Origin of the sequence: Amycolatopsis sp. NPDC051373, from assembly GCF_040689465.1 — a bacterium.
In the GTDB taxonomy this organism is placed as follows: Bacteria; Actinomycetota; Actinomycetes; order Mycobacteriales; family Pseudonocardiaceae; genus Amycolatopsis.
This window is the reverse complement of the sequence record NZ_JBFBAE010000032.1, coordinates 1-13095: the sequence shown is the minus strand read 5'-3', so window position 1 is coordinate 13095 and position 13095 is coordinate 1. Positions and strand designations below refer to the sequence as shown.

The 13095-nt window shown below is 71.3% G+C and carries 16 protein-coding genes and 3 pseudogenes; 3 read left to right on the top strand and 16 right to left on the bottom strand.

Going from position 1 to position 13095, the window contains the following annotated elements; all coding sequences use genetic code 11:
* Positions 1-13 precede the first annotated feature (13 nt).
* Positions 14-640, top strand: a complete 627-nt coding sequence (locus AB0383_RS41320; RefSeq protein WP_364189673.1) for a hypothetical protein — start codon at positions 14-16, stop codon at positions 638-640.
* Positions 641-1721: 1081 nt separating this feature from the next.
* Here the strand turns inward: AB0383_RS41320 and AB0383_RS41315 are convergent.
* Positions 1722-2024, bottom strand: a complete 303-nt coding sequence (locus tag AB0383_RS41315; RefSeq protein WP_364189675.1) for a DUF1876 domain-containing protein — start codon at positions 2022-2024, stop codon at positions 1722-1724.
* A gap of 52 nt (positions 2025-2076) precedes the next feature.
* Positions 2077-2673 (bottom strand): hypothetical protein, encoded by a 597-nt coding sequence (locus AB0383_RS41310; RefSeq protein WP_366190172.1) that lies wholly within the window; start codon positions 2671-2673, stop codon positions 2077-2079.
* Between the two features lie 217 nt (positions 2674-2890).
* Between AB0383_RS41310 and AB0383_RS41305 the strand changes: the two genes are divergently transcribed.
* A complete protein-coding gene (locus AB0383_RS41305; RefSeq protein WP_364189681.1) occupies positions 2891-3313 on the top strand; it encodes a CBS domain-containing protein in 423 nt (140 codons plus the stop codon).
* 1076 nt (positions 3314-4389) lie between these two features.
* Here the strand turns inward: AB0383_RS41305 and AB0383_RS41300 are convergent.
* From AB0383_RS41300 to AB0383_RS41235, 14 genes and pseudogenes are all read right to left on the bottom strand, one after another.
* Entirely contained in the window at positions 4390-4623 is a 234-nt protein-coding gene (locus tag AB0383_RS41300; RefSeq protein WP_366190171.1) for a hypothetical protein, read from the bottom strand.
* Positions 4624-5030: 407 nt separating this feature from the next.
* Positions 5031-5483, bottom strand: a pseudogene (locus tag AB0383_RS41295) (hypothetical protein); the annotation flags it as partial.
* A gap of 24 nt (positions 5484-5507) precedes the next feature.
* Entirely contained in the window at positions 5508-5639 is a 132-nt protein-coding gene (locus AB0383_RS41290; protein ID WP_364189691.1) for a hypothetical protein, read from the bottom strand.
* On the bottom strand, positions 5636-6538 hold the full coding sequence (locus AB0383_RS41285) for a universal stress protein (protein WP_366190170.1): 903 nt from the start codon (positions 6536-6538) through the stop codon (positions 5636-5638). Before AB0383_RS41285 ends, AB0383_RS41290 begins: the two co-directional genes overlap by 4 nt.
* Positions 6539-6761: 223 nt before the next feature.
* Positions 6762-6842 (bottom strand): annotated as a pseudogene (locus tag AB0383_RS41280) (hypothetical protein); the annotation flags it as partial.
* A 301-nt stretch (positions 6843-7143) separates the two neighbouring features.
* Complete coding sequence (locus AB0383_RS41275; RefSeq protein WP_366190169.1) at positions 7144-8037, bottom strand: universal stress protein; 894 nt, start codon at positions 8035-8037, stop codon at positions 7144-7146.
* Entirely contained in the window at positions 8024-8305 is a 282-nt protein-coding gene (locus tag AB0383_RS41270) for a DUF1918 domain-containing protein (protein WP_364189699.1), read from the bottom strand. The genes AB0383_RS41275 and AB0383_RS41270 overlap by 14 nt, the downstream gene beginning before the upstream one ends.
* Before the next feature lie 49 nt (positions 8306-8354).
* Positions 8355-8927 carry a CBS domain-containing protein gene (locus tag AB0383_RS41265; RefSeq protein WP_364189701.1) on the bottom strand — a complete coding sequence of 191 codons (573 nt, stop codon included), beginning with the start codon at positions 8925-8927 and terminating at the stop codon, positions 8355-8357.
* Between the two features lie 18 nt (positions 8928-8945).
* The gene (locus AB0383_RS41260) at positions 8946-9245 is read right to left on the bottom strand and encodes a hypothetical protein (protein WP_366190168.1); all 300 of its coding nucleotides are present in this window, start codon (positions 9243-9245) and stop codon (positions 8946-8948) included.
* A gap of 51 nt (positions 9246-9296) precedes the next feature.
* A complete protein-coding gene (ppk2, locus tag AB0383_RS41255; RefSeq protein WP_364189707.1) occupies positions 9297-10169 on the bottom strand; it encodes a polyphosphate kinase 2 in 873 nt (290 codons plus the stop codon).
* Complete coding sequence (locus tag AB0383_RS41250; protein WP_364189709.1) at positions 10166-10798, bottom strand: CBS domain-containing protein; 633 nt, start codon at positions 10796-10798, stop codon at positions 10166-10168. The genes ppk2 and AB0383_RS41250 overlap by 4 nt, the downstream gene beginning before the upstream one ends.
* Positions 10795-10902: a universal stress protein gene (locus AB0383_RS41245; protein WP_364189711.1), complete on the bottom strand. Its 108-nt coding sequence runs from the start codon at positions 10900-10902 to the stop codon at positions 10795-10797. The genes AB0383_RS41250 and AB0383_RS41245 overlap by 4 nt, the downstream gene beginning before the upstream one ends.
* 167 nt (positions 10903-11069) lie before the next feature.
* Positions 11070-11594, bottom strand: a pseudogene (locus AB0383_RS41240) (universal stress protein); the annotation flags it as partial.
* 78 nt (positions 11595-11672) lie between these two features.
* Positions 11673-12590 (bottom strand): nitroreductase, encoded by a 918-nt coding sequence (locus tag AB0383_RS41235; RefSeq protein WP_366190167.1) that lies wholly within the window; start codon positions 12588-12590, stop codon positions 11673-11675.
* 290 nt (positions 12591-12880) lie between these two features.
* Between AB0383_RS41235 and AB0383_RS41230 the strand changes: the two genes are divergently transcribed.
* Positions 12881-13095, top strand: a 215-nt coding sequence (locus AB0383_RS41230; protein WP_366190166.1) for a response regulator, incomplete at its 3' end; no start/stop codon positions are given.

Here is a 13095-nt window from a genome sequence, read left to right as displayed (position 1 = left end):
CCGAGGAGGCACCATGACGGATTCCCACCCGCAGGCACCCGATCTGCTCGTCGACCGGTTCGCCCCGCACCCCCACTTCTCATTGGTGCGCCACGAGATCGTCGACGCACCGGTCAAAGAAACATACGCGGCGGCACGCGACCTCGACCTGACGGACATCCACAGTGGATTTCTGACGATCGCGGAGCGGTTTCGCGAGCTGCCCGCTCGCTGGCGCGACCGGCGGCACGGGCCGCAACGGCAGCCCACCCGACTGACCGTCGACGACCTCGACAGCGGTTCCGACTGGGCGCTCCTCGGCGAACACCCGGGCACCGAATTCGCCGTCGGCGTCGCAGGGAAGTTCTGGCGCCCGGTCACCACCTGGCGCCGGGTCGACCCGGACGACTTCGCGGCTTTTTCCGAACCCGGATACGGAAAGCTGGTGATCGCGTTCGGCGTGCGGCCTTACGGAATCCACCACAGCCTGCTGACCGTCGACTCCCGAGTGCAGATGACGGACCCGCAGAGCTGGCTGAAGTTCCGCCGGTACTGGCGAATCGCCCGCCCCTTCGCCCAGGCGGCTCACGCCACGCTGGTGCGGACGATCTCCCAGGAGGCGCGGGACCGGGCCCTGGCCGCCTACAGCCGGCCGGAATGAACGGTCGTTCGAGCCGGGTCCCGCCGCGATTCCGGGAACCGGCTCGGGCTCGCCCGTCAGCATCCGGACTCAGGTGTCGATTCGGGTAAAACGGTCTTCTCGTTCTCCTCGATCGCGCGCCGTTCACCGACCAGCATGCACCGGCGGATCGCAGTACCACGCGGCGACCTCACGCCGCGCGTCTTCTTCGATCAATGCCTGTTCCCTCTCGTCAACGATGCTCCTCCTTCCCGCTGCCAGAGACTTCCCCCGAACGTCAGAAGCACCGTGATCGCGGCACCGCCGCCGGACGTCCCGCGGGCGGGCGGACCGTCACCTCCACATGTCCGTCGTCATCACCACTCCCGTCCGCTCTGCGATACGAGCTTTACCTTGGTCGGATTCCGCCGCGACGTCCGCAGGTCCTGCGGTCCGGGCGGCCGTGCGGGCTCGGGCTCGTGCCGGCCGTCGCCGGAGTGATCGCCGTAGTGTGCTTCCACCGCTCGGCCGAAGCGCCCATCGGTGGTCCTGCAGACCGGTGACGGGGCACCCGGGGACGCCGGACCCTAAGCCGCGGCCGGACCCGGTCCGCCGGGCCCGGGCGAGGGATTCGCCCCACTCCCGAGCTCGTGCTCGTTCTCCGTCCACCAGCCGCGTTTCGCCGTTCACCACCTCGACGAAGAAGCTCGTCGCCGGAATCACCGGCGGATGACCGAGGCGGCGCAAGAGCTTGCCGGCCGCCCTCGCGGCGGAGCCGGTCAGCCAGACAGGTTTGCGGAGCCTGGTGTCGAACGCGGCCGTGGTCGTTCCCGGAGGCAGGACGTGAAAACCGCCCAGCCACTCGCGCATCCCCGGCTCGTGCGTGCGAGTCCCGCCCGGAGCCTGCTCCACCGCCGCCCTGCGCGTCGACGGCCGGCTCAGGCCGTGAACGTGCGTCGGCGCGCCCACCACGAGCAGGTCGCACCCCATCAGATCGCGTGGCGCGCGGTCGACGGGGACGACCTCCGCGGAATCCAGCCCGTCCGCCACCGCTCGTGCGACCTCTTCGGTGTCGCCGAACATGGACTCGTACACGACGATCGCGCGCATCCCGTCCACCTCCTCACCTGTCGAGCCGAGCAGGCTCGTGTGTGATGCCTTCGATGTCCTCGGCGGCGACGTCCAGCAGTCGATGCGCGAGCGCGCTCAGGGCCCGGGCGGCGGCGAGCTCGTCCCCGATCTCCGGGACGTCGCGGTCAGCCGGGTTGAGCCGCGCCGTGCCTTCCGCGTCGAGCGTCGCACCTGACCCGGTGCGCAGCCGGGCCGTGGCGTTCGTCCGCCCTTCGTTCTCGCTGAGAAACAGTTCGACGTGCCATTGCCTGGTGTGCATCACTACCTCCTGCTCCGCGGACGGTTCGGCCACCATCCTCGAACCCTCGTCGGCACGCGGTCATGGTCGTCGATCGGCCGCCCCGGGCTCACGAGCGCGCTTTCTTGCTCGCGAAGGCGAACCACTCCTGCTGCCACTCCCCCCTGCGGTAACGGTTCAGTGCGAAGACAGCGATCCCGTAAACCACCGCCAGTCCGAGGCACACCGCGAACAACAGCCCGGCCGCGGCCGCGGTCGCGTTCACGACGGCGGCGGCGCTCAGCGGCGGCTCGACCACGACGCCGGTGCGATCCACCCAGATCGGCACGGTATCGCCACGGTGGGAGCCTTCGTTCGCATCCACCTTCCCGACGTGACGGACGCCGTCGGCGGAGTCCCACGTCGCGTCGGTCGGCATCGTGCTGCCGACGGCGCCGCTGCGGCCGCTCACGGAAATCGGCGGGCCATCCGCGAGGAGCGTCGCCGTCACCGGCACGTACTCGGCGAGTTCCCGCACCGAGACCGCCTTCTGCGAAGCGTAGACCGACGAGCCGGCGGCCGCCGAGAACGGGATCGCGGCGAGGGCCCCGAGGATCACCACGAGTACCAGACCGGCCTGCAACCGGTCCGAAGTCCGTGCGACGGACCCGCGCACGGGAACGAGCAGGTGCCGCCACCGCGACAAGCGGTTCGCCGACGGAAACATGTCTCGCGCCTTTCGTTTCGACGGGCCGGTTTCCGCTCATCAGCATGGGCCGCGCGTCGGCTGATCCGAAGAGGCCTTCTGCCCGCTTCGCCGGGTCACCGGTCCCCGGCGCACGCCCCACCCGGCGGCCCGCCAGGGACCAAAGACCCTTGGCCCGCCCGGGTCGCCGGCATCAGGGTCGAGGCACCTACGCCGGGCCGCCGGAACGGAGAACGCCATGCGAACGCGTGACATCATGACCACCCCAGTGATCAGCGTGACTTTCGACGCTTCGCTCGCCGAAGCCGCTCACCTGATGACGCGACACGGCTTCACCACCCTGCCCGTGGTCACCCGTTCGGCCAAGCTCGTGGGTCTGATCAGCGAAAGGGACCTCGTCCAGGCCGGATTCCCCGGCGACGCGGCCACCGGGGACCCTGACACGGGCGTCCTGCTCAGCCGCCACCGCACCGTGTCCGCAGTCATGCGCACCCCGGCCCCGACCGTGACGCCAGACCTCGACGCCACTGCGCTTGCGCACCGCATGACCGAATCAGGTGTGCGCGCGCTGCCCGTGGTCGAGGACAACGGATTGCTGGTGGGCATCGTGACGTATCAGGACCTGCTGCGCGTCCTGCCCGCCGAGGAGCGGTCCTCATAGGACACCGAGTCCGCACCAGGTGGTCAGCGAGCAGGCACGTCAGGGGCGCGCCGGTCGTCACCTCCGCCACCGGACGCCGCCCCGGCAGGCCGTGCCCGAGACGCAGCAGCGTGTGCGGACGGCCGGTGCCGCGGAAGAGGTCGAGCAAAGGCGCCCGGGTGCCACGCGCCTCGAACGGCTGCGACACGACCGACGCGGCGAGGCCTTCCGCGGTCGCGGGCAGCAGGACTCGTTGCAGCACCAGCCCGGCACGCACCTCGGCGGCCGCACCCTGGTCGCGGGTCAGCACCGCGGCCCGCACCGGATCTTGCTCGAACAAGCGGGGGCGATGGCCGGGTTCTCGTGCGAAGAACGCAAGGCCGAATGCCGGGGATGTCCGGCGGTGGGCCGAAGGCTATCGTCGGCACCCCGTCCGGGCTGTTCGGATCACGGCCCGTCCACTGAGCGGCTTCAGCGCGGAACTCGGCGTCGAGCGGCAGTTCGGCCTCCGCCCGGCGGACGAGCGCGGTCACCTTCGGGTATCGGCCTGGCGCGTCGAGGAACTCCAGCACGCCGCCCTCACCGAGCGCGGCGGCCTTGAGCCGGGCCCGTGCGACCGGCGACACCGGGTGCGCGGACATCGGGCGGCGGTTGGTGTGCCGGTGCCAGACGGCATCGGCGAGCTGCCGGTCGGGCAGAGACGAGCGTGCGTCGCCGTCGACCCGCACGACGGCGAGCAGATCCGGCTGCGCGGGTTCGGGCATGATCCGCGGCGCGATACCGAACCCGTTGACCCGCAACATGATCAGCAGGTTGTACCCGCCGCGCCTCGCGGGAGTCCGGGTCGGCGACGGTCAGGAGGCCGCCGTCGAGCCACACTTCGGTTCGGTGGCCGTCGACCACGAACCGCCACGGCTGGGGCGTCGTGCGGTGACGGAGCGCGGACCGCGGCCGACAGAGCCCGCCGACGACGGGGAAAGCGCTGTGGTCATCATGGTCTCCTGGTCGAGCCGGCCCGGTTCAGTCCGGAAGCAGATCGGCAAGGAGGCGACGAGGCGAAGGCGGCACGGGATCCACCGGGTGCCCGTAGCGGAAGATCACCTGCGGCAGTCCGGGCAGGTCCAACCGCTCGGCGAGCAGCTCGCGGAAACCGCACAGGTGCAGCGCTGGGTGAGGACCGACTCGGCGAGACCGCGCGCGGTCGCTTCCAGCCACGTCCGGGCGCACACGGCGCCGGCGGCGAGGTGCTCGCGCCGGCTGTCCCCCTCCGTGCAGAAGACCAGGAGGTGCTCCGCTTCGAGCCGCGCGGTGAGCCTGGCATCGTCCGGCACCGGCGTTTCGCAGCGCACCAGCCCCCGCGGCAGGCAGCGATTCGGGGCCGAGCGCCGCCCGCGCGCACGCTCGCCTCGCCGCCCGCCGCCGACACCGCCGCCTGGTCCACTTCGGACACAGGCTCGGCCGAGAACCAGCGGCGGTGGCTGCGCCGGCGCCCGATGGCGTGGTAGCGCGCGAGCTCGGCGTGGTCGGGGCTCAAGCCCGGATGAATCCGCACGCCGCGGCGAGGGTGCGAATCGAGCGTGAACCGGCCGCCGGCCGACTCCGCGCGGTCGTGCACGTTACTCAGTCCGCCCGCCACGAGTTCCGCCGGCGGCCCGCTCCGTCGTCGGCCATCGAGAGCACCCGTAGGGCAGCCTCGTTCGTCGAACAGCTCTTCGGGCCGGTACGACCGCAACCATGTCTCCAGCGCGCTGAGGTGCTCGAAATCCTCGCGCACCTGCGCGAGCGGCACCTGGTGGGCACGCGAGGTGCCCTCGACCTGCTTTCCGTCCACAGTGGCCGGTCGGTCCAGCCCTTGGGTGAGCGCAGCACAATCATCGGCCAGGGCCGGCCGCGACTTCGTCGCAGCGCCGCCGGGTCGGCCACGCGTCGAGGGCCGCCGCCATCGCTTGGTGCATCGCTGAGGGCTCGTCGCCCTCCAACTACACCAGCCGACGCCACGCAGCAGCGAATCCAGTTCGGATAGCGGGATTCGCGACCGCCTCGAGCCACGTGTTCGCGAGCAGCGCCGGACCGCCGTGCCCGGGACGGTCACGAACACCGCGTCCAGGTCGTGGGTGAGGATCGCACGGTTGAGGTGGGCGTAGCCGAAGCTCAGCCCCGGCGAGGTCCCCCGGAGCCCGAGCAGGCGCGGCTTGACCTGCCGGGCACCAGCGGCTCACGCAGCAAGTGGGTTGCTCGTGAGGTAGATCTGGCCCACGGCCAGGTAGTTCGCCGCTCGCCACTGTGCGTCGACCGGGGCCGGCTCGACCGGCGAAAGCGTCGAGGCCGTGGCCTCGAGAGCCGTCACCGCTTCGGCTCCGGCCGCACCACGAGCACGGGGCAGGACGAGTGGTGGATCAGCGCCTGGGCGGTCGAGCCCAGAAGCATGCCCGTGAAGCCGCCGCGGCCGTGGCTGCCGACCACCACCAGCTGTGCCCGGTCGGACTCCGCGAGCAGCGCGTGCCGCGGCCGGTCCTGGACCAACGCCCGGCGGACCGCCACTTCGGGGAACTTCTCCTGCCAGCCGGCCAGCCGCTGGGCCAGCAGCCGCTCCTCCGTCGGTTCGAGCGATTCCGGCTGGGGCATCAGGCGGGCCGTGCTGTCCGCGGAGTCGTACGTGACGTCGTTCCACGCGTGCACGGCCACGAGCGGTACACCGCGGAAACTCGCTTCCTCGAAGGCCGCCGCGATGGCGGCCTCGCTGTTCGGGGTGCAGTCCGCGCCGACCACAACCGGTCCCTCCAGCGGAACCGGGCCATCGCCGTGCCGCCCACGGACCACCGCGACCGGGCACTCGGCGTGGCTGGCCACGGTGGCGGCCGTGGAGCCGACCAGCATCCCGGCGAAGCCACCGGTGCCGGTCCGGCCGAGCACGATCAGCCGAACCCGCCTCGACCGGTCGAGCAGGGCGGTGGTCGAAGCGTCGAAGAGCACGCCCGTTCGCACGGTGAGGGCCGCGTCCACGGACAGAGCCAGCTCGCGAGCCGCTGTCAGGAGGCGATCACCTTCCCGCCGAAATTGCTCGAACAGCTCGTCGCCTCCGGCCAGGCCGCCACCGTAGTAGAGCGCAGCGCCCTGCAAGCAGTTCACGAGTTCCAGCTCGAGCCCCCGTCCGGACGCGAGCCGCGCGGCCCAGCGGACCGCCTCGTCCGCACCTGCCGAACCGTCGACACCGACCACCACGGTGTTGCTGTTGTGCGTTGTCATGACCACGGGTCCTCTCCGACGAAACCGTCTCGGCACCGACGACGCCCGGCGCGCGCAGGGCGAGCAGGGTCGCGACGTGGCGACCGGTCTTGTCGTCGTAGCGCTCGACGATCCGCACGACCCTCTCGCGGACCGCGACCTTCCGGCGACCGGTGCCGCCGTGGATCTCCAGCCGGTGCTGCACGTCGGCGCAGATCACACTGTCTTCCCGGGCGAGCACACGGACCACGTCACCACGCGTGACGATCCCGACCAGGCGGCGGCCGTCGACGATCGGCATCGCGAACGGGTCTCGTGCACGCATGGAGTTCGCCCCTTCTTTCATTGCATCGAAAGTAGCCACCGGGCAAGGCCTGCCACGCCGGTCCGGAGTCACCACCGCGAAGGACCAACGTCACCGGTCGCGAGCCGTCCGAGTCCCCGGACCACGGCTTCCCGCACCGCCGGCACTGTCCCGCCACGACTGTCCACAAGAGAATTTGCCCACCCGCACGGGTTCGGGGATCCCGATCACCGCGGACCGGATCACAAGCCGCCCTGAGGGCACGGCGCGCACACCGTCTGCGACACGGCGAGTGGCCTCCGCGCCGTCGCCCTGCGAAAGTTCATGAAGGTTGCGCGCCCGGGCGAACGACCGCGACCGGGCACGCGGAGTGCGCGAGCAGCGCTTGGCTGGTGGAGCCCAGCAACATCCCGGTGAACCCGCCGCGGCCGCGGCTGCCCACCACGACGAGTTGGGCGTCCGCTCCGAGCTCCAGAAGAGCCCGGACCGGCCGTCCTCGGACGACCAGGACGTCGATCGGGAGGTCGGGGAACTTCTCGCGCCAGGGCGCGAGCTGCTCGTCGACCCGCCGGCGTTCGGTTGCGGCGACGTCCTCCAGGCGGGTGCCCGCTGCCCGCAACTTTCCCTCCGGCGTGATCTCGTTCCAGGTGTGCACCGCCACGAGCGCGGTGCCGCGGGCCGCGGCTTGTTCGCACGCATAACCCAGAGCGTCGTTGCTGTCGGGAGACCCGTCGAGCCCGGCAAGCACCGGGCCGGCCACCGGCGGCGGGTCGTCCGGCCGACGCCCGCGCACCACGACGACCGGGCACGGTGCGTGGGCGGCGAGTGAGACCGCGGTCGAGCCGATCAAGAGCCCGGTGAACCCGCCCAGCCCGCGCGAGCCCAGCACCACCACTTCGGCGTCCGCACACTCTCGCAGCAGGACGGCCACCCGACCGCCCTCCACGACAGACCGCTCGATCCGCACCGAAGGCCACTTCGCCAACACAGCGCCCTCGGCCTCGGCCACCCCCGACTCGGCGCGGCCCCGGAAGTCTTCGCGGACAGCTGTCACAGCCGTGCCCGAGACGCCCGGCGAGGGAAGCACGTACGCCTGCACGAGCCTCAGCACCGCGCCCCGCCGCACAGCCATCTCGGCGGCCCAGACCGCAGCGTGCCGCGCCGAAGCCGAACCGTCCACGCCGGCCAGCACCACGCGGTCGTCACGCCGGGACACTGTCCGCACCTCCGCCCGACTGCCACAGCGCCCGCAACCGCTCGAACCGCGCACGGTCCACTTCGTCACGCACGGTGATCTCCGCTTCGGTCGCGACGATGGCGTCCGGGCCGGGGAACACGGTCGACACGTGGTCGTCGGCCAGCCAGCGGACGCTGAAGGGAGGGGTGCCGTCCGGCCCTCCGACGGCGAAGATCCGGCCCCGCTGTTCGGGCAGGTCGACTCGAACACCCTTCACTACGAGCCAGTCGCCGGGTTGTGCGTGCACCACTCCTCCTCGAGATCACGTTCGACGGCCTGAATCGCGGCCGCACAAGTCAGGTGTTGCCGGCAAGTTCCACCGCGGTGACGCCCTCGACCGTCTTCGCGAGAGCGGCGACGAGCCGTCGTTCGGCTTCGTCGGCGAACGTGCCGCAGACAGTCACCAGACCTGCGGTGACGGAGACAGACCACAGGTCGCGGTGGCCCGTGTAGTCCTTGAACAAGCCGCGGACCTGCGCGGCGATGGCGTCGTCGTGCCGTACGAGCGGGCGCAGCAGGTCTCGCCGGCTGACAATCCCCGCCAGACCGCCCGCGTCGACCACCGGGATGCTGCGCAGCCGGTCGACGAGCATCCGGGCGGCGATGTCGCTGATATCGGTGTCAAGCTCGACGACTTCGACTGGCTTGGTCATCACGGATTCCACGAGCCGGCCCGGCGCGACCGGCTCTCCGGTCAGAACCCCGCACAGCGCGTCGGCCTCCGTGAACGAACCGACGACGCGGTTTTCCTCGTCGACCACGGGCAACGCGGCGATGCCGTGCTCCATGAGCAGCACGATCGCCTCCCGCACCGGCGTCGCCGGCCCGACCACGACCACCGGCCGGGTCATGATGTCCCGTGCGCGCACGGCTCTCCTCCTGATGTCTCAATGAACGACGGTGACCGGGCACATCGCATGAGCGAGCAACCGGCTCCCGGTCGAACCGCCCTCCGCGGCCGCTTCGACTCGTTGAATCCCGCGATGGGCGCGCTCCAGCAGCAGCGGTTCTTCCCACGACCATTCGCGGCCGCTGAGGTCGGCCGGGTCGAACAGCCCGGCGTGGAACAGCCGGAGCACGCACTCCCGGCGCACCCCTTCTTCCGCCGCCCACCGGGCGGCGGCCAAAGCCGCCTCCGGTTCGCCGGCACCGACCACCACGGTGGCGCGGACTGTCGTTCCCGTCACGACGTGCCTCCGTTCCCGCCACCTCGGACCGGTGACTCACTCCACCGTCGCTCAACCGCGATGAGCGCGGTCAGGGGAGGAAGTCCCTTCCGGGCGGGACGAAAGCGCGGAGTGCTCCATCAGCGTCGCCGCGTGGTCGGGGACCTCGCGCTGCAACCGCCGGTCCGTCCGGGCATACCCGCTGTCGCGGGGCCGCGGCGGAATGGTCACGGCTTCGCGCGGGATCTCGTGGTAAGGGACGCCGGCGAGCAGGTGCGCGATCATGTTGATCCGCCCGCGCCGCTTCTGGTCGCTTTCGATCACGTACCACGGTGCTTCGGGGATGTCGGTGTGCACGAACATGTCGTCCTTCGCACGGGAGTAATCCTCCCACCGGGACACCGATTCCAGGTCCGTCGTGGACAGCTTCCAACGCCGGAGCGGATCGTCGATCCGTGCCCGGAACCGGCGCTCCTGCTCGTCGCGGCTCACCGAGAACCAGTACTTGTGCAACAGGATGCCGTCGCCCACGAGCAGGCGTTCGAAAATCGGGCACTGCTGCAAGAACCGGTGGTACTCGTCGGGTGTGCAGAACCCCAGGACCCGCTCCACGCCCGCGCGGTTGTACCAGCTGCGGTCGAACAGCACGATCTCACCAGCGGCGGGCAACAATTCCACGTACCGCTGGAAGTACCACTGCGTGCGCTCCCGCTCGGTCGGCTTCGGCAGTGCCTCGACCCGCGCCACCCGCGGGTTGAGGTGCTCGGTCAACCGCTTGATCGTGCTGCCCTTCCCCGCTGCGTCACGGCCCTCGAACACCACGACCAGGCGCGCGCCCTCCGCGCGCACCCACTCCTGCAACTTCACCAGCTCGATCTGCAGCCGGGCGAGCTCCTTCTCGTAAACCGCGCGCGACAGCCGCGCCGCGGGGTGCTTTCCGTTCATCGGGTCACGTCGTCCCACACGAAGTCGAGGCCGTTGCACACCTCGACCACCCCGGGCACCGCTTCGATGAGACTGGTCACGGACGCGATCTCGCTGCGCCGCTCGGCTCGGCCCGCGACCGTCACCACACCGGCGTGGACCATCACCCGCGCACGATCCGGCCCGATCCGCAGGGACTCTCTCAGCAGGACCGTCACCTCGCGGTGGATCTCAGCGTCCGGGCGCGAGATCACCCCGACGAGGTCGCGCCGCGCGACAACACCCACCGGCCGCCCGGCGGCGACGACGAAGAGCCGTCGCAGCCCCGATTCGGCCAGCCGCGCGGCGACGTCGGCAACGGGCGCACCGGCAGCCACGGTCAACGCCGGGCTCGTCATCACGTCCCGCGCCGTACGCGGCGGCGACGGGTTTCGGCGCCACCAGCCGCGACGGCGATCCGAGCGCAACAACGGCAGCAAGTCCCGTTCGGACACCACACCGGCAATCGCACCTTGGCGATCGACCACGGCCACCGCGCTGATCCCGCGGCGGACCAAGGTTTCCGCGATCTCCGTGACCGGCGTGTCCAGCCGCGCGCACACCGGGCTGGGCGTCATCACTGCGGCGACGGGTGTCGTGCTCGTGTTCATCGTTCCTCCCCTGTCGAGGTCTGTCCGTTCCGCTCCCTGCTCACCACCAGCACGGGGCAGTCGGCGTGGTGCAGCAACGCATGGGTGGTGGAACCGAGCACCATGCCCGTGAAGCCGCCTCGCCCGCGGCTGCCCCACGACCACTACGGCCGCGTCCTTGCCGTATTCGATCAACCGGTCGCTCGGCCGGTCCCGCTCGACGACCAGCTCGACGTCGACCTCCGGAAAGCGCTCGCGCCGACCGGCCAGCCGCCGGGCCAGTGCGCGTTCTTTCCCCGAACGGCCGGCCGCTGTAGTTGTCCTGCCACGCGTGCAGGGCCACCAGCCGGGCGCGTCGCCGCGACGCCTCCTCGAACGCCCATCCGATCGCGGCGTCGCTCGTCGGGCTGCCGTCCACGCCGACGATGACCGGCCCGTCCACCCGCGTGGCGCCACTGCCGCGGACGATCGCCACCGGACAGCCGGCGCGGGCGATGAGGTCTGCGTCAGGTGAACCCGCGAGCAAACCGGACAGTGTTCCGGTGGGCGGGCCCAGCACCAGCAACAGCGCGTGCTGGGAGGCCTGCCGCAAAGCGGCCTCTACGCCGACGCCGCTCGTCTCGGTGGTGATCGACACACCGGACTCGGCCACCGCCGGCTCGTCACGCGTCGTCCGCGCAACCTCCAGCGCGAGCGCCTCCTTGGCCGCACGCCACTCGGCGCCGCCGACGGACGGACCGTCGACCCCGTTCACGGTGAGCACAGTCAGCGACGTGTGCCACCACGAGGCTTCCCGGGCAGCCCAGCCGGCAGCCACCGCCGCCGGCTCGCTGCCGTCGACACCCACGACCACGTGATCGATCACGACTCGCTCCCCCGCTGCCCGATCGGGACTTCACCCAGGCCCCTGCGAAGGCTCGGCGGCGCGATGCGCGACGTACGGCCCAGCCGCATCAACGCCTGCGGGAAACCGGGCAAGCCGCGGTCCTCGCACAGCGCCGATCGCACCTCCGGCACGTGCAGGGGCTGTGTCAGCACCGCCACCGCCAGCCCGCGCGCGATCGCCTCGAGCCAGCACCGCTTCCAGCGCGTAGCCCGCGTGGACGTGATCGGCGCGGCCGTCATCGGTGGTCAGGAAGAGCAGGAACGTCTCGGCCGCCAGCCTGGATCGCAAGACGGGCAGCTCCGGTAGGTCGGTGGTGCGTCGGACCAGCCCCGCCCACGGGAACTCGCCGCCCGGAACCACGGTGCGGCCGAGCCCCGCTCCGTGGCGGTGGCTCGCTTCGTCGCGAATCGTCCACAAGGCGATCTCACGTTGGTACGCCCCGTCGTCACGGATCGCTCGCGCCGCGTGGCCGAACAACGCCGCCAGCTCACCGGCGTCGGGCAGCGGCACCGCCTGGGCTCCGGTCGTCACCGCGGCCCGCGCCACCTGCTCGACCAGCCTCGGCCCCACGGGCGCTCCGGTGAACCGCGCCCGCTGACTGCGCCGGGTCGTGATCGCGGAAAACCGCCTCAGGTCCGAGTCCGACGGCTGCGCCGTTGCCGTCGCATCGATGCGCGCCAGAACTTCCGGATGGGCCGTGTCGGGCAGGATCGTGACGTCCGCCCGCCGGCCGAGCACCCGCACCGCCAGCTCGAGGTTCGCCAGTGCCGCCCCGCACGACATCACCAGGTCGCGCCGATCGGGATCGTGCCGCGGCAACGCGACATCCGTCCGCTCGCGTAGCACGACCGCTCCCGCGATCGGCTCGACCGTCCAGGGCTGGGTGTTGTGCACTGACGGCGCGCGCAGGACCGCGCGGCCCAGCACCTCCGCTTCGGCGCTCGTCCAGGCGCCGGCCCGCGGTCCGGGTGCCGAATCGGCTTCGCTGGTCACGGCTTCTCCTGAAGGTGTCGATTGGCCGGACTCGCTCAGCAAACCGCCGGCACCGGGTTCGGCGCGCCGGCCACAAGGCATCGCGGCGAAGGACCAACGTCACCCGAAGCGGCGCCGGGATGCGGGTGTCCACAACGGACGGTAATTTGCCGTCTGCTTGCCTTTCCCGCCCGCGCGGGCCGTCGCTTCCGGCATCCCACGAAACGCCGGTGCATGATGGCGGCATGCAGCCCCGCGTCCTGCTCGCCGACGACGACCGCGCCATCCGCGAGTCACTGCTACGCGCACTGGAGCTGGAGAGCTACGAGGTCACAGAGGTGACAGACGGGGTCGCCGCGCTGGCCGCGGCGCGGCGGGACCGCTTCGACGTGCTGATCCTCGACGTGATGATGCCCGGCGTCGACGGGCTCGGCGTGTGCCGCGTGCTGCGCGCCGACGG